Origin of the sequence: Streptomyces sp. NRRL S-455 (genome assembly GCF_000717875.1) — a bacterium.
Lineage (GTDB): Bacteria > Actinomycetota > Actinomycetes > Streptomycetales > Streptomycetaceae > Streptomyces.
The window spans coordinates 36349-51980 of the sequence record NZ_JOCT01000027.1; the positions used below are offsets into that span (position 1 = coordinate 36349).

Genomic DNA, 15632 nt, shown 5'->3' on the forward strand with positions numbered 1-15632 from the left:
TCCTGCCCGGTGGGTCAGGCCGGATCGCCGCCGGCCGGGAGCAGGGTGAAGACCCGGTCGAGGCCGACCAGGGTGAGGACGCGCAGCAGGTTGGCCGGTACGCCGGACAGGGCGACCTCGGCCTCCGCGTCCAGGGCGCGCTGGCGGGCGGCGAGGAACACGGTGATGCCGGAGGAGTCGCAGAATTCCAGCCCGGACACGTCGATGACCAGACACTGACCCGGTGCCAGGTGCAGCTGGTCGACCTGCCGGCGCAGTTCGGGGGCCTGGTCGAAGTCGAGGTCGCCCGACAGTCGCAGCAGGGGTCCGGACGGGGTTTCGCGGTGGGTGATACGGAGCGGGGTCATGAGGGAGGCGGGGTTGCGGTTCCAAGGTGTGGGCGGGACGGGATGGCGGGGGCGCCGAGGGCGAGCAGTGCGGTGTCGTCGCCCAGCCCGTCGCCGAAGCGGTTCAGCAGTCCGGTCAGCGCCGTGATCACTTCGTGTGGTGCGGCGGGAGCGTGACCGGCGGTGAAGGCTCGCAGGGCGTCCTCACCGAACAGGTCGTCCCGTCCGGGGCCCGTGCGGGCCTCGGTGAGGCCGTCGGTGTACAGCACGATCGTGTCGCCGGGGGCCAGGACGGTCTCCGCGGTGCCGATGGGGGCGTCGGGCAGCACACCGACGAGCATGCCGCCCGGGGTGGGCAGGAACTCGGCCCGGCCGTCGGCCCGAAGGACGAGGGCCGGGGGGTGGCCGCCGGAGGCGAGGCGAACGGTCGCCGGCCCCTGGTCGCGGCCGGGCTCGACGATGCCGCATATGCACGTGCAGTAACGGGGATTGCCGCCGGCCGTGTACCGCTCGTGCAGTACGGCGTTCAGCGTGGCCAGGGCCGCGGCCGGGTCCGGGTCGTGGTGAGCGGCGGCCCGGAGCGTGTAGCGGGTCAGCGAGGTCAGGGAGGCGGCCTCGGGACCCTTGCCGCACACGTCGCCGAGGAAGAACGCCCACCGGTCGCCGGCCACGGGGAACAGGTCGTAGAAGTCGCCGCCGAGCTGGTCCGGGGAGGCCGTGTGGTAGTAGACGGCGGTCTCCAGCCCGGGTACGGCGGGCAGCGAGTCCGGTACCAGTGACCGCTGGAGGACGGCGAGCGCGTCGGCCAGCCGGGCCCGGTCGGCCTCGGCCTGCCGCCGGGCCTCGTCCGCCTCGGCCCGCGCACGCTCGGCCTCGGTGCGGGACCGTTCCGCCTCCTGGCGACGGCGCAGGAGTTCCTCCTCGTAGGCGCGGCGGTCGGAGGCGTCGAAGACGGTGGTGCGGATCAGCAGGGGTTCGCCCCCGGAGCCGTGCTTCATCACGGCGGAGACCAGCACCGGCAGCCGGCCACCGTCCTGGCGTTTCATCTCCAGGGCGATGCCCCGCAGCTCGCCCTGCATGCGCAGCAGCGGCGCGAAGTGCGTCTCGTGGTACAGCTTCCCGCCCACGGTGAGCAGATCCGTGAAGCGCATGCGGCCGACCACGGCCCGGCGTTCCAGGCCGAGCCAGTCCAGCAGCGTGGCGTTGATCTTGGCGATGGTGCCGTCCATCATCGTGGACAGATAACCGCACGGTGCGGACTCGTACAGGTCTTCCGAGCTGTCCTCCAGGAGCGCGGTGAAGGCGGCGTCCGTGCTGGCCTCGTCCCCGGTGCCGGCGGGGTCCGGCACGCCGCCCGTGCGGGACATCACTACACCGACTCCAGGAAGGCGAGGATCGCTTCCGAGGTGGCTTCGGGCGCGCTCAGCTGCGGGCAGTGCCCGGTGGCGTCGAGGGTGACCAGACGGGACGACGGGATCGCCGCGTGCACGTAGGCACCGACCTCGCGGGGCGCGATGGCGTCCTGCTCGCACTCCAGCACCAGGGTCGGCACCGACACGCCCTTCAGGTCGTCGCGGCTGTCGGTCAGGAAGGTGGTCCGGGCGAAGACCCGGGCGATGTCGGGATCGGTGGCGCAGAAGCTGTTGGTCAGCTCCTGTCCCAGCTCGGGCCGCTCGGGATTGCCCATGATCACCGGGGCCATCGCGGACGACCAGCCCAGGTAGTTCGCCTCCAGGGAGGCCAGCAGCTCGTCGATGTCCTCCGTGCTGAAGCCGCCCCGGTACCCCTCGTCGTCGATGTAGCAGGGCGAGGGAGTCACCATCACGAGCGCCCCGATCCGCTCCGGCGCGGCCTGCGTGGCCAGCACCCCCACCATGGCGCTGACCGAGTGACCCACGAACACCGCCTCCCGAAGGTCCAGCTCCTCGCAGACCTCGACGACGTCCTGGGCGTAGCCGTGCAGCGAGGAGTACCGCTCCTCACTCCACGCCGACAGGTCCGAACCGCCGGAGCCCACGTAGTCGAACAGCACCAGCCGGTACCGCTCGGCCAGCGCCGGCACCACCAGCCGCCACATGTTCTGGTCACAGCCGAAGCCGTGCGCGAGGACGAGCGCCGGCCCGCCGTCGCGGCCGGTGACCTTCACGTTGTTCCTGTGGCGGATGTCCATCGGGCCATGCTCGCACCTCGGCCCTACCGGTCCGACGGCGGGGCCGGACGCGGCCCGGTCGTACCTGCCGGGCCCGGTCTGCGCAGTGTGCCGCCCAGCCCGGTCGATCACCCCAGATGGAGCGGGAGCCTCCCGGCCAGGTCGCCCAGTTCGTACCGCTCCGCCGCGGTCGGCGCCCGCCTCCCGGTGCCGACCAGCAGCGCGTCCAGGTCGCGGAACGACGCGGGGAACGGGTGCCCCGCGATCCGCTCCAGCATCTCGCGGGACCGGGCGAGCCCCTCCACCGGCGGCTCCTCCTGGTCCGGGAGGTACGCGATCAGGTCGAGGTGATGCAGGGTCCACTCCATGACGTACGCCGAGAGGTAGTCGGCCACGGTGAGGACCTCGTCGCGGGTGCCGACCCGGCCGGCCGGGTCGGCGAGCAGGGCGGCTCGGCCCGCGGCGGAGCCGACGTCGTCCAGATGGAACGTGAGCAGCTTCGGGTCCTGGTACGCGGCGGCCAGCCGGACCGTCAGCGCGTCGAGCGGGTCGTCACCGCTCGGCGGTGTGTCGGCCACCTCCCAGTACGTCACCGCGTCCCGGGTCGGTTCCCCGTCGACGGGCGTGGCGAGGGTGATCAGCACGTCCTGTGCGTCGATGACGAGGTGGCACACCAGGTCCCGGACCAGCCAGCCCGCGCAGCCGGACGGCAGGGCGAAGTCCTCCTCGGCGAGTCCGGCGACCGCCGCGCGCAACGCCGTCCAGGAGCGCGAGAAGAGAGGGACGTGATCCACACCGGCACCGTAGTGCCGGGCCGGGAGGACGGACAAGCCGTCGTCGGCGGCGGGGTGGGGAACCTCGGCGGCGGTGGCCCGAGGGCGTGAGCCGGCGAACGAGCCGCACCGTCAGCGGTACCCGCAGGGCCACCGGACGGCCCTCAGCCGCCGGACGCCCCCAGCGGTCCTGCTACGAGGGCGGCGAGTTCGTCCGGGGTGCGCGGCCCGGGTGCCGACTCGGACAGCAGACCGTGAGCTCGCAGCAGATCAGCGGTGGCGGCGCCCCACGGCAACCGGAGTCCGGCCTCCCGCAGCAGATCCGTGCGGGCCAGTGCCACGGGCGCGGGGCCGGTACGCACGCCGGACGGCGTGAGGAGCGCGGCGTCGTCGGCCCAGCGCAGGGCGAGGTCGACGTCGTGAGTGGCCATCACCACCGTGGTGCCGGCCTCGCGGAGCTCGTCGAGCGTGACGAGGAGCCGCTCCTGGCCCTCCGGGTCGAGGCCGGCCGTCGGCTCGTCGAGTATCAGCACCCGGGGCCGCATGGCGACGGCGCCCGCGATGGCGGTGCGTTTGCGCTGCCCGTAGGAGAGCAGATGGGTGGGCCGGTCGGCCAGGGCGGTGATGTCCAGCGCGGCGAGGGCCTCCGCCACCCGCGCACGTACCTCCGTGTCGGGCAGGCCGAGGTTCAGCGGCCCGAAGGACACGTCCTGCTCGACGGAGGCCGCGAACAGCTGGTCGTCCGGGTCCTGAACCACCAGCTGGACGGTGGTCCGCAGCCGGGTCAGGCCCTTGCGGTCGTACGTCACCGGCTGCCCCTCGACCGTCAAGCGCCCCTCGTCCGGCCGCAGTCCGCCGCTGAGCAGCCGCATCAGCGTGGTCTTGCCGCTGCCGTTGCGGCCGAGCAGGGCGAGGGCGCGCCCCTCGCGGATCTCGAAGTCGAGGCCCGCGAGCACGGCAGGGCCGTCCTCGTAGGCGTAGGACGCGCCCTGGAGGGCGACGAGGGCGGGCTCGCTCATGTCAGCGGCCTTTCCAGTACGAAGGTGAGAACGGTCAGCGTCGCGAGGAGCGCACAACTGGCGGCCGTGAAGCGGACGGAGACGCGGGCCTCGGGCAGGAGCACGCGCAGGGTGCCGTCGTAGCCGCGTCCGGCGAGACCGGCCTGGAGGCGGGCCGCCCGGTCGAAGGCCCGGACGAACGCGGTGGCGCCCAGCCCGCCCAGGGAACGCCAGGCGGCTGCCCGCGTGGTGTGCCCGAGCCGCGCCGACTGCGCGTCGCGGATCCGGCGCACCGAGTCCAGGAGCAGGAAGCTCATGCGGTACGTCACGAGCGCGACGTCGACGACGGGCGCGGGGATCCCGGCCCGGACCAGACGCGGCAGCAGATCGGACATGGGTGTGGTGAACGCGAACAGCAGCACCCCCAGGGAGGCCGCGGAGGTGCGCAGCAGCAACTCCCCGGCACGGACGGGCCCGTCGCCGGCGAGGGAGACGAAGCCCCCGGGCCCGCCGACCTGGACGAGCAGGGTGGCCGCGCTGGTCACGCAGAAGCCCAGCGGCACCCGGTAGGCACGCCACAGCCGCCGCCAGGGCACGCCCGCCGGGCCCAGCAGCACCACGAGGGCCGCCACGAGTACCAGGGCCGCGCCCGGCCAGGGCGGCAGCGAGACGGCCAGCACGGTCAGTCCCAGCCCGAGCACGGCCTTGTCCACGGGATGGCGGCGGCGCCAGCGACTGCTGTGCGCCGCAGCGTCGATCGGCAGCACCGGCTCAGGCCCTCTCGGCCGTGGACTCCTCGGCGGTGTCCCGGGCCGGGCTTCCGGCCGCCTGCTCCTCCCGGGCCCGACGCTCGCCCTGCCGACGGCCCCGGCGCAGTCCGAAGTAGTAGGCGAGGACACCGGCGCCGAGCGCCGCCTGGAGGGAGAACAGGGCCGACTCGATCTCACCGGACGGCGGTTCGTACAGCGGTGAGAACCAGGGCTTGTAGTCCGGATCGATCTCGGTGATCGCCGTCTCGGCCTCACCGTCGGCCCCCGTGAACGGTTCCTCCTTGTGGTCGCCGAGACCGAGCGCGAGCGGCAGCACGGCCAGCGCGGCCACGGCGAGCAGCAACAGGAGGTTGATCTTCGTGTTCTTCTTCACCGGGCCACCGCCTCGGTCTCGGTCCGGGACTGCTTCTTGGCGACGAGCACGCCCAGCCGGGTCAGTTCGCCCTTGCTGGACTGCACCAGCAGCCGCATGACGAGCACCGTGAGCAGGCCCTCGCTCACCGCGAGCGGGATCTGGGTGATGGCGAAGATGGAGCCGAACTTGCCGAGCGCGCCCAGGAACCCGCTGCCCGGGTCGGGGAAGGCGAGCGCCAGCTGCACGCTGGTGACGCAGTAGGTGGACAGGTCGGCGACGAACGCGGCGAAGAACACGGCGACCATCAGCGGCACGTCGTAGCGCCGCAGCAGCCGGTACACCGCGTAGCCCGCCCAGGGCCCGACGATCGCCATGGAGAAGACGTTGGCGCCGAGCGTGGTGAGACCGCCGTGCGCGAGGAGCAGCGCCTGGAAGAGCAGGGTGATGGTGCCCAGCACCGCCATCACCGGGGGCCGGAACAGGATGGCCCCCAGCCCGGTGCCGGTGGGGTGGGAGCAACTGCCGGTCACGGAGGGCAGTTTCAGGGCGGACAGGACGAAGGTGAAGGCGCCGGAGGCGCCGAGGAGCAGAGTGCTCTCGGGGTGCTCGCGCACCTCACGGGTGAGTGACCGGACTCCGTGGACGACGAACGGCGCCGACGCGACGCCCCAGGCGACCGCGTGCGCCGGAGGAAGGAAACCCTCGGCTATGTGCATGGCTCAGCAGACCCTCTCCAGCACCTCGTGGATGGTTGACGCGCCTTGGCCGGTCTCCTGGCTGACGGGTACCACCGCCCGAACTCCGCCTTCCCGGGTCACGAGGACCCAGTGGCTGCCCGTCAGGGCCGGAGCCGGACTTCCCGATTCACAGTGGCGAGGGCCGCACCGGCATCACACCGGATTTCCCGTTCACCAAGGCCAGGTGACAATAAGGCCGGGGTAAGGGCGATGACAAGCCACCCCGGGGGCGCGTGAGGGGGCGCCCGCTCGCACACCGGCGCATCCTCCAGCGGATCCGCGCGACACGGGCAGGCGGCCGGGCCTGGCCGGGAGGCACCCGGAGCGCGTCAGTCGTCGCCCTCGACGTCGCCCCCGACGCCGTCTCCTTCGTTGCCCTCGCCGTCCCCGCCGACCGGGCGCGGGCTCTCCGGCTCGGGCTCCTCCACCTGCCCCGGCCCACCGTCGTTCGCTTCGTTCCCCCCGTTCTCCGGGGTCGCGGTGCTGGGTGAGGGCGACGCGGGTTCCGGCGAGGCGGACGGTGTGGCGGGCGGGGTGACATCGGCCACTGTTCCGGTGCCCGGCGTGTCGGCGGCCGCCGGGGCGGAGGGAAGGGGCGAGCCGGAGTCGGCGGACGGGGTTGCGGCGGGACTGCTCGCGGTGGGGGACGCTTCGGGTTCCGTGCCCTCCGTGGCGGTGCTGTCGGGCGAGAACCACCGCATGCCGATGAGCATCGCGGCGATGAACAGCGCGGCCGCGGCGGCCGCCGCCGCCATTTTCGACCGGTTGCCGGGGCCGCCGCGCCGTCCCGCCCGACTCGAACGCCCGCTCTGCGCGGCACGGGCCGCGCTGCGATGCCCCGGGGTCGCGGGCAGTGCGTACGTGGTGGGGTTGCCGGTCTCGGTGCCCGGATACGGTGACGGCGCGGAAGACGTCACCGGGGACCCGGACGTCGGCCGCAGCGGCGGCGAGAACGCCGGCAGCGGCTCGGGCAGACCCCGCCAGGAGCCGTCGGCGAACCATTCGGCTGCCTGCGGGGCGGTGGGCCGGTCCTCGGGCTGCTTCGCGAGCAGGCCCAGCAGGAAGTTCTCGAACGCCGGCGGGAGTCCGGCGACTCCGAGCTCGCGAGGCGGCACGGGGACCGCGTCGAGATGCTGGTGGAGGAGCGCGACCGCGGTGTCCGCCTGGAACGGAGGGCGGCCGCTGAGGAGCTGGTAGAGGACGCACCCCAGGGAGTACATGTCGGAGGCGGGGCCCGCGGGCCGCCCCAGGGCACGCTCGGGGGCGAGGTAGAGGCCGGTGCCGACGATCTGACCGGTGGCGGTGAGCGCCGCCCCTGGATCGTCGAGGAAGCGCGCGATGCCGAAGTCACCGATCTTCAGCGTGCCGCGGGCGTCGAGCAGCAGGTTGGCGGGCTTGATGTCGCGGTGCACGATGCCCTGTGCGTGCGCGGCGGCGAGTCCGGCGGCGGCCTGCGCGGCGAGGGTCGCCACCCGTTCGGCGGGGAGCGCGCCGGAGGCGGACAGCACCCCGGAGAGGCTGTCCCCGTCGACCAGTTCCATCACCAGGTACAGCCGGTTGTCGTACTCGCCGAAATCCAGGACGCCCACCACGTGGGGGTGGTTGAGACGCCCGGCGGTCTGGGCCTCCAGGCGGAACCGGGAGGCCGCCGTGGCGTCGGTGTCCTGAGGCAGCAGCAATTTGACGGCCACCGGCCTGGCGAGCATCTCGTCGTACGCACGCCAGACCTCTCCCATTCCGCCGCGCCCGATCTCAACATCCAGCCGGTAGCGGCCCGCTAGAAGCACTCGTCCTCGTCCTCATGCTCGTGGGAAGGTCGTCGCCGCAGGCCTAACTTCCCGCTTTCACACGGGGGTTGGTGGGGAATGCCGCAGCCGACCCAGAATACTGGCGCCGCGTGACACCGTTCTCCGCGGTCGGGCCCCGGGCGGCACGGTCCCGGCCGTCCCGGACCGGACAATTCGCCCGGGAGAGTGACGCGACCGCGCGCGGGACGGCCGCGGCCGTCGGCGAAGTCCCCTTTCCCCGGCCCTTTCAGGCCGCCTTCCCGGCCCGCTCCGGCCGACGCGGCAAGAGCGCCACCGCCGAGGCGGGTACGGCCGCGAGGACCAGCCACGGCACGGCGGACGGGAGGCCCAGGTCGAGCAGGAGGCCGGTGACCGCGCTGCCGGCCAGGACGATCAGGCCGGAGACCGAGGACAGCGCGCCCATGTAGAGGCCGAGCCGGCCCTCCTCCGCGAGGTCGGGCACCCAGGAGCGCGCGGCGGGCACCACCAGCATCTGCCCCAGGGTGAGCAAGATCACGAAACCGGCGGCGGGCAGCAGGCCGGCCGGGCCCGTCCACCCGGCGGGGCGAGCCGCGGCCACCACCGCGAAGCCGCACGCGATCAGCAGCAGCCCGGCGGTCATGGAGCGACGCAGGTCGAGCCGGTCGCCCGCCCAGCGGGTGACCGGCAGCTGGGTGAAGACCACCAGCACCGAGGACAGGGCGAACAGCCAGGACAGCGGCGCCTGGGAACCCGCCGCGCGCTGCACCTCGTCCGGCAGGGCCAGATACAGCTGGTTGTACGCGAGCAGGTAGGTGCCGTACGCGCAGCACAGGGCCAGGAAGCGGCGGTTGCGCAGCAGCAGGCGCGCTCCGCCCCGCTCCCGGACGCGGATCCGGCCGGGGATGTGCTGCGGCATCAGCCAGAGGTGCCCGGCGAGGACGCACACGAACACGGCGGCGCCGGCGAGGCACACGGCGCGGAAGTCGACGGCGAGCAGCAGCGCGCCGAGCAGCGGCCCGACGAAGGCCCCCGCCTGGCCGGCGACGCTGAACAGCGCCAGCACCCGGGTGCGCGAGCCCTGCCGGTTCTGCTCCCAGACCACCGCCTGGCGGGCCACTTCGGACTCCACGGCGGGGGAGAACAGCGCGGCGGCGAAACCGATCACCAGCACCGCCCCGATCACGGCCCAGGTCGCCTCCGCGTACCCGAGCCACGCGAATCCGGCGATCCGCAGTACGCATCCGGCCAGGACGACCGGCCGCACCCCGCACCGGTCGACGAGCCAGCCGCCGACGACGAACAGCCCCTGCTGGCTGAAGGTGCGCAGCCCGAGTACGAACCCGACCAGCCAGCCCGCCATGCCGATCGCGGTGCCGAGGTGCTCGGCCAGGAACGGCAGCACGGCGAAGAAGCCGATGTTGAAGGCGAGTTGGGTCAGGATCAGCAGCCGCAGCAGGGGCGACAGCTCCCTCCAGAGCCGCCAGGTGCCTTCCCGCGGGGGGCGCGGGTCCTTGGGCGAGCGTGCGGTTCGGTGGGCCAGGACGCGGGAGATGAGGCCGGTCATCACTTTTCTGCCGTTGAGGTGGAGGCGGGTGCCAGGAGGGCGTCGGGGCGTTCCGGCAGCGGTGCCGCGCCGACGTGTTCCCCGGGAGACGCGGCCGGGCTGCCGGGACGCTCCCGCCGCCGGGGCAGCCGTACGCCTCCCGCGGCCGTCACCGCCAGCGCTCCCAGCAGGGCGAGTGCGGCGGCGGGGAAGAGGACGGCCCACGGGGCGCGTTCGGCGTAGGGCTGGTTCTCGGCGAGCAGCAGACCCCACTCGGGCGACGGCGGCTGAGCGCCCAGGCCGAGGAAGCCGAGCGCGGCGAGACCGAGCGCGACGCCGGGGAGTCGCAGCAGCGCGTGCCGGGCCACCGGCGGAAGGACGGCGGGCAGCAGTTCGTGCCGGAGCAGGTACCAGCGCCCGGCGCCCAGCGCGCGGGTGGCGGCCAGGTGGGTGGTCGCGCGCTCCTGACGCAGCAGCGAGGAGGTGTGGGCGGCCAGCGGGGACCAGGCGACGACGCCGACGGCGACGGCGGGCGTCCACGGGCCGCTGCCCGCGACGCCGGCGACGAGCAGACCCGCCAGGACGGGCGGCACGGCACTCACCGTGTCGACCAGCGGCCCGGACAGCCGCGGCAACAGCCCCAGCAGCAGCCCCACGGCCAGGGCGGCGGCGCTCACCGCGAGGGCGGTGCCGAGGGTGGTCAGCGCGCCGTGCGACACCCGGGCGAGAATGTCCCGGCCGAGCGCGTCCGTCCCGAACGGGTGCTCCGGCGAAGGGGCTCGCAGCCGGGCGAGGGTGTCCAGGGCGAGCGCGTCACGCGGCAGGCCGAAACCGATGACGGTGGCGAGCAGCCCGCCGTACAGCAGGGGCAGGGCGCGGGCCACGGGCGGCCCGGCCCGGTGCAGGGAGTGCAGAGCACCGTCACGCAGGGCGGGCCCGATCAGCAGCCGGGCCGTGAGCCGGGCGAGGATGCCGGCGGTGGCCGCGAGCAGAACCAGGGCGAGCGTGCCGGTCTGCAGGACGGGCAGATCCTGGGCGAGCGCGGCGTTCAGAGTGAGCCGGCCGAGGCCCGGGATGTCGAAGATCTGCTCGACGGCGACCGATCCGCCGGTCAGACCGACCACGAACAGTCCCAGGTTGGGCAGCAGTCCGGGCACGCAACGGCGCACCGCCTGACGTGCCACGGACTTCGGCGGAACGCCACGTGCCGCGGCGGCCAGCGCCCACGGTTCGGCGAACGCGCCGGGCAGCAGGTCGTCCAGCAGCCGCCCGATCAGTGCCCCGGCGGGCAGACCGAGGGCCAGCGAGGGCAATACCATCCACTGCGGCCCGTACCAGCCCAGGGCGGGCAGCCAGCCCAGCTGCACGCCGATCACCGAGGCCAGCACCGAGGCGACGAGGAACTCGGGCAGGGCCGCCAGCACGGCCGCCGTCGTGCCGCCGGGACCGCGTCCGCAGAGTCGTCCCCGCGCTCCGAGGCGGAGCGTACGGGCGCACACCGCTGACGCCGTGAGCGCGGCGACCGCGAGGGCCCCGGCCATCAGCAGCAGCGACGCGCCCAGCCCCTGCGTGACGGAGGGCAGCACCGGTGCGCCGGACACCCACGACGTACCCGCGTCGCCGTGCAGCAGCCCGCCGAGCCAGCGGCCGAGCAGCGCGGACGGGCCGTCGTCCAGGCCGAGTTCGTCCCGGACGGCGTTCAGCGTCTCGGGTGTCGGGTCCCGGTCCGCGGAGCGTGCCTTCAGCACGGTCAGCGCCGGGTCGGTGTGCGACAGCCACGGCAGCAGACCGACGGCGCCGAGCAGGGCGGCCGTGAGCACGGCCCGCCACAGCAGTGCCGGGCCGCCGCCGCGCGTGAGAACACGCAGGGCGGCGAGGCCCTTGGCCAGGGGTGAGGTCGAGGTATTCAGTGTCGTCCCCGGGTTGCTCAGGCGAAGGGGATCTCGAAGTGCACCACGCCGCTGCCGCCGGGCACTTCCTCCCGCTCGTCGCACACCACCTTGCCCAGCGACCGCCACAGGCCCATCGCGCCGGGCGAGTGCGGATACGTGTGCAGGTACACGGACCGGTAACCGCCGTCGGACCGCGCGAAGTCGACCAGACCGTCGACCAGCCGCCGGGCCAGCCCCCGTCGCCGGTGCTCGGGGCGTACGTACACCCGCCGCAGCTGTGCGGTCTCGCCCGAGGGGAACCGCTCGGCGAGCCAGCTCGGGTTCGGGGGATGCGCGGGACCGCGGGCGTCCAGCGCACCCGTGGCCGCCACCGTCCCGTTCCGCTCGTCCACGGCGACCAGGAGCGTGTGCCGCGGCGGTTCGACGTAGAACGACACCGGATCGATGATGTCCGCGTGCCACCGTGGCACGTAGCCCGTCTCGAAGTCGCGGTACACGGCGTCCAGCATCACCGCCCGCGCCCCGTCGACGTCCGCGGGCGTGGCTTCCCTGATGCTGTAATCGCGCATTTGCACATCATATGCAAATGGCCTCAGAGCTCCTTCAGGGGCCGACGGTGTGATCCGGCTCAGCACGCACCGCCGACGGCCGTCCCGCACGCCATGTGCTGATCAGCGCGACGCGCAGGCGCGACCCGTTCAGCTCTCGGCCGGGGTGAGCAGCACGAAGTCCGCGTTCGCCGGGTCGAGGCAGACGGCCATCCGGCCGACGCCCTCCGCGTCCACGGGGCCCATCTGCACACGGCCGCCGTTCCCGGTGACCTCGGCCACCGCCGCGTCACAGTCCTCCACGGCGAAGACCGGGTGCCAGTACGGACGCCCGTCCGTCAGCGACAGTTCCTCCTTGCGAAGCTCCATGAGGCCCCCGTGCATGCGGTCCTCGGGCAGGCCGGCGGGGGTGATGAGGGTGTACGTGCCCCCGCCGCCCGGCATCGGCATGTCGCTGAACTGCCAGCCGAAGAGGCCGCCGTAGAACTCCCGCGCGGCTCCGGCGTCACTCGTGTAGAGCTCCGTCCAGCACAGCGAGCCGGGCTGGTCCACCAGTTCGAGGCCCTTGATGCTGCCCGGCTGCCAGACGGCGAACTGGCCGCCCAGCGGGTCGCTGTACTGCGCCATCCGGCCCCAGTCGTCGAGGTCCATCGGCGCCACCCGTACCGTGCCGCCCGCCTGCCGCACGGCCTGCGTCGTGGCGTCGGCGTCGGTGACGCGGTAGTAGAGCATCCAGGCCGAGCGCGCGCCCTCCTCCGTGAGCTTTCCGAGGCCGGCGACGCTCTTGCCGTCCTTCCGGAACATCCCGCCTTCGAAGTCCTCGCTCTGCCCCATGGACTCGTACTCCCATCCGAGCACGGCGCCGTAGAAGGCCGCGGCGGTCCGCACGTCCGGTGCGCCGAGGTCGAGCCAGCAGGGGGAGCCCGGGGCGTACTCCGTGGTGATCATGGCGATGCATCCCTTCCGCAGATCCTCTGTGGCCCCAGCGTGACACCGGGCACTGACACTCGCCCGTCGGCCGCTCGTGGAACCATCGGCGTCATCGCCCGGTCGGGTGGTCGTGGATCGGATGGCGTGAGGGTGGTGGGTGGCGTGGTGGTCGGCTGGGAGTGGGACGACACGTTGTTCTCGGGGACTGCCGCGTACTACCAGCGGGGGCGGCTGCCGTACGCCCCCGGGCTGGCGGACGCGCTCGCCGAGGAGCTGCGGCTCGACGGGCGGGGGCGTCTGATCGACGTGGGCTGCGGGCCCGGGACCCTCGCCCTGAGCCTCGCGCATCTGTTCGCTGAGGTCGTCGGCGTGGACCCCGACAGCGGGATGATCGCCGAAGCCGGGCGCGGAGCCGCCGGCCCGGGGGTGGGGGAGAAGGCGCGGTGGGTGCGGGCCCGTGCCGAAGCCCTGCCCGCCGGTCTCGGCACGTTCGCCGTCGCCACCTTCGGTCAGTCCTTCCACTGGATGGACCGTGACCTGGTCGCGGCGACCGTCAGGGACATGCTCCGGCCCGGCGGGGCGCTGGTGCACATCTCGGACCTGAAGACGGAGGAGCCGACCGTCGACGGCCTGCCGCACCCGGCGGTCCCCTACGCGGCAGTGGACGGGCTGGTCAAGCAGTACCTGGGGCCCGTACGGCGAGCGGGCCGCGGCGTGCTGACCCAGGGGACACCGGGTGGAGAGGCCGACGTCTTCGCACGGGCCGGATTCTCCGGTCCCAGGCGACTCGTCGTACCGGGCGGTCAGGCACTGGAGCGGACCGTGGACGATGTCGTCGCCTGGGTGTTCTCGATGTCGTTCTCGGCGCCGCATCTGTTCGAAGGGCGCCGGGACGGCTTCGAGGAGGACCTGCGCCGGCTGTTGCGGAACGCCTCCCCGTCGGGCCTGTTCTCCGAACGCGGGCCCAGCACGGAGGTCTTCGTGTGGCGGAAGGACGGGGCCGCGCACTGACCGGGAGGCCGCCGGTGAGGGCGTCAGTGGACGGACAGACCGCCGTCGACGAAGACCGACTGCCCGGTGATGTAGCCGGACGCCGGGCCCGCCAGGAAGACCGCCGCTCCCGCGAAGTCCTCGGCCAGCCCGTTCCTTCCGATCATCGTGCGCGCGGCGAGGGCGGCCACCCTCTCCGGATCCGCCGACAGCCGCGCGTTGAGCGGCGTCATGACGAAGCCCGGCACCAGGACGTTGCAGGTGACGCCACGCGGTGACCATGCCTCGGCCTGGGAGCGTGCCAGCGACTCCAGGGCGCCCTTGGAGGCGCCGTAGGCACCGCTCTGGACGAAGGCGCGGTGCGCCTGCTGAGAGCTGATGTGCAGGATGCGCCCGTACCCGCGCTCAGCCATGCCCGGTCCGAACCGCTGCCCCAGCAGGAACGGCGCCTCGAGATTGACGGCCATCGTGACGTCCCAGACGTCCTCGGTGAGTTCGTCCATCGGCGGACGCACGTTGATCCCGGCGCTGTTGACGAGGATGTCGGGCTCACCGAACGCCTCGACCGCCCGCTCGGCGGCCGTTCGCACACCCTCACGCGTACTCAGGTCGGCGCCGACCCACGCGGCGCGACGGCCCTCGGCCGTCAACTCCTCGACCGTCGCCGACAGTCGGTCCTCTCCCCGGGCCATGACCACCACGCTCGCCCCGGCCCGCGCGAGGGCGTCGGCGATGGCACGACCGATGCCTGAGCTGCCGCCCGTGACCACCGCGACCCGGCCTTCGAGGGAGAACAACCCGGAAAGATACGCCTGTGTGGCCGGTGCCGGTTCCGTCGTCATGGCGAGAACTCTAGGAGGAGCAGCCGGCGGGACGCGCAGGGGGCATGCAGCAGGTACCCGGTTCGCGACCGAGCGGAGGCATCGGCTCCAGGGCAGTGGCCTGGATCACATGGCCCGAGTTGAGTGCCGGGCCCGGCCGATCTCCGTAACCATGGGTGACCGAGCGGGGCCGAATGCGAGGATGAGGCGCCATGACAGCTGGGTGGTGTGCTCGCACGATACGGGCCGCGGTGTTCGCGGCCGTCTGTGTCGTGCTCGCCGCCCTGGGGCACGTCATGATGTCCGGCGACCACGTGCCCCTGCGGACCGTGGTGGCCGGCTGGGCCGTGACGGGCGTGGCGGGCTGGTGCCTGGCGGGCCGCGAGCGAGGTCTGCGGCTGGTCGTCTCCGTCGCCGTGGCCGTCCAGACGGCCCTGCACTCGGCGTTCTCGCTCGCGCCGTCGGCTTGGGCCGTCGGGGCGGCGGGTGGCGCCCCTTCCACGGGCACGCACCCCATGGCCACGGACTCGGGCACGGGCCCCATGGGGCACGAGACGCACTCCATGGGCCCCATGTCCCTGCACGCGGGGCACGCGGGAGACGTCCCGGGCGGTGACTCGTCGCTCGGCATGCTCGCCGCCCACCTGCTCGCCGCCCTGCTGTGCGGTCTGTGGCTGGGCCACGGAGAGCGGGCCGTGTTCCGCCTGCTGCGGGCCGTGGGCGGCTGGCTGGCCGCGCCGCTGCGACTCCTGTTCGCCCTGCCCGCGCCGCCGCCACCGCCCGTAAGCGCACGGCGATGGTCCTCGGACCGGGCGCCGCGCCTCGCCCTTCTCGTCCACGCGATCACCTCCCGAGGGCCACCTGCGAGGGCCGCTGCCGTCTGACGGCAGCCGGTGACACCGGGGCCGCCCCCGCGCGCCCCGGAATCGGTCGTACGTCCGTGCCCGCGGACACGCCGTACGGGTACGACCGCATCCCTCGCTCACCCGGAGACCGCGTGACCAGGCGCGCTTGCCAGGCATCCCGTATGC

16 protein-coding genes and 1 riboswitch are annotated in these 15632 nt (G+C 73.5%); of the genes, 2 read left to right on the forward strand and 14 right to left on the reverse strand.

Annotation, left to right across the window (positions count from 1 at the left end; genetic code table 11):
* Positions 1 to 14: 14 nt before the first annotated feature.
* The 13 genes from IE97_RS0130385 to IE97_RS0130445 form a co-directional block, all read right to left on the reverse strand.
* Positions 15 to 347: an STAS domain-containing protein gene (locus tag IE97_RS0130385; protein ID WP_030247500.1), complete on the reverse strand. Its 333-nt coding sequence runs from the start codon at positions 345 to 347 to the stop codon at positions 15 to 17.
* A complete protein-coding gene (locus IE97_RS0130390) occupies positions 344 to 1693 on the reverse strand; it encodes a PP2C family protein-serine/threonine phosphatase (protein ID WP_030247502.1) in 1350 nt (449 codons plus the stop codon). The genes IE97_RS0130385 and IE97_RS0130390 overlap by 4 nt, the downstream gene beginning before the upstream one ends.
* A 2-nt stretch (positions 1694 to 1695) precedes the next feature.
* Entirely contained in the window at positions 1696 to 2496 is an 801-nt protein-coding gene (locus IE97_RS0130395; RefSeq protein WP_030247504.1) for an alpha/beta fold hydrolase, read from the reverse strand.
* 107 nt (positions 2497 to 2603) lie between these two features.
* Positions 2604 to 3269, reverse strand: a complete 666-nt coding sequence (locus IE97_RS0130400; RefSeq protein ID WP_037845025.1) for a maleylpyruvate isomerase N-terminal domain-containing protein — start codon at positions 3267 to 3269, stop codon at positions 2604 to 2606.
* A gap of 143 nt (positions 3270 to 3412) precedes the next feature.
* Complete coding sequence (locus IE97_RS0130405; protein ID WP_030247508.1) at positions 3413 to 4267, reverse strand: energy-coupling factor ABC transporter ATP-binding protein; 855 nt, start codon at positions 4265 to 4267, stop codon at positions 3413 to 3415.
* On the reverse strand, positions 4264 to 5013 hold the full coding sequence (gene cbiQ, locus IE97_RS0130410) for a cobalt ECF transporter T component CbiQ (protein WP_030247511.1): 750 nt from the start codon (positions 5011 to 5013) through the stop codon (positions 4264 to 4266). Before cbiQ ends, IE97_RS0130405 begins: the two co-directional genes overlap by 4 nt.
* A 4-nt stretch (positions 5014 to 5017) precedes the next feature.
* Positions 5018 to 5389 carry an energy-coupling factor ABC transporter substrate-binding protein gene (locus IE97_RS0130415; protein WP_030247513.1) on the reverse strand — a complete coding sequence of 124 codons (372 nt, stop codon included), beginning with the start codon at positions 5387 to 5389 and terminating at the stop codon, positions 5018 to 5020.
* Positions 5386 to 6087, reverse strand: a complete 702-nt coding sequence (locus IE97_RS0130420) for an energy-coupling factor ABC transporter permease (RefSeq protein ID WP_030247514.1) — start codon at positions 6085 to 6087, stop codon at positions 5386 to 5388. Before IE97_RS0130420 ends, IE97_RS0130415 begins: the two co-directional genes overlap by 4 nt.
* A 29-nt stretch (positions 6088 to 6116) precedes the next feature.
* A riboswitch (cobalamin riboswitch) is annotated at positions 6117 to 6302 on the reverse strand.
* A 135-nt stretch (positions 6303 to 6437) separates the two neighbouring features.
* Positions 6438 to 7895 carry a serine/threonine-protein kinase gene (locus IE97_RS0130425; protein ID WP_078603432.1) on the reverse strand — a complete coding sequence of 486 codons (1458 nt, stop codon included), beginning with the start codon at positions 7893 to 7895 and terminating at the stop codon, positions 6438 to 6440.
* 247 nt (positions 7896 to 8142) lie between these two features.
* Positions 8143 to 9441: an MDR family MFS transporter gene (locus tag IE97_RS0130430; protein WP_030247516.1), complete on the reverse strand. Its 1299-nt coding sequence runs from the start codon at positions 9439 to 9441 to the stop codon at positions 8143 to 8145.
* A complete protein-coding gene (locus IE97_RS0130435; protein ID WP_078603433.1) occupies positions 9441 to 11240 on the reverse strand; it encodes an ABC transporter permease subunit in 1800 nt (599 codons plus the stop codon). Before IE97_RS0130435 ends, IE97_RS0130430 begins: the two co-directional genes overlap by 1 nt.
* Positions 11241 to 11347: 107 nt before the next feature.
* Positions 11348 to 11881 (reverse strand): GNAT family N-acetyltransferase, encoded by a 534-nt coding sequence (locus tag IE97_RS0130440; RefSeq protein WP_030247519.1) that lies wholly within the window; start codon positions 11879 to 11881, stop codon positions 11348 to 11350.
* Positions 11882 to 12010: 129 nt separating this feature from the next.
* The gene (locus IE97_RS0130445) at positions 12011 to 12808 is read right to left on the reverse strand and encodes a VOC family protein (RefSeq protein ID WP_030247520.1); all 798 of its coding nucleotides are present in this window, start codon (positions 12806 to 12808) and stop codon (positions 12011 to 12013) included.
* 144 nt (positions 12809 to 12952) lie between these two features.
* Between IE97_RS0130445 and IE97_RS0130450 the strand changes: the two genes are divergently transcribed.
* Positions 12953 to 13801, forward strand: coding sequence for a class I SAM-dependent methyltransferase (locus tag IE97_RS0130450; RefSeq protein ID WP_030247524.1), 849 nt, complete (start codon positions 12953 to 12955; stop codon positions 13799 to 13801).
* Between the two features lie 23 nt (positions 13802 to 13824).
* Here IE97_RS0130450 and IE97_RS0130455 read toward each other — a convergent pair whose 3' ends face one another.
* Positions 13825 to 14622 (reverse strand): SDR family NAD(P)-dependent oxidoreductase, encoded by a 798-nt coding sequence (locus IE97_RS0130455; protein ID WP_030247525.1) that lies wholly within the window; start codon positions 14620 to 14622, stop codon positions 13825 to 13827.
* A gap of 191 nt (positions 14623 to 14813) precedes the next feature.
* On the opposite strand from IE97_RS0130455, the gene IE97_RS0130460 reads away from it, so the two are divergent.
* Positions 14814 to 15485 carry a hypothetical protein gene (locus tag IE97_RS0130460; protein WP_030247526.1) on the forward strand — a complete coding sequence of 224 codons (672 nt, stop codon included), beginning with the start codon at positions 14814 to 14816 and terminating at the stop codon, positions 15483 to 15485.
* Positions 15486 to 15632: the final 147 nt, after the last annotated feature.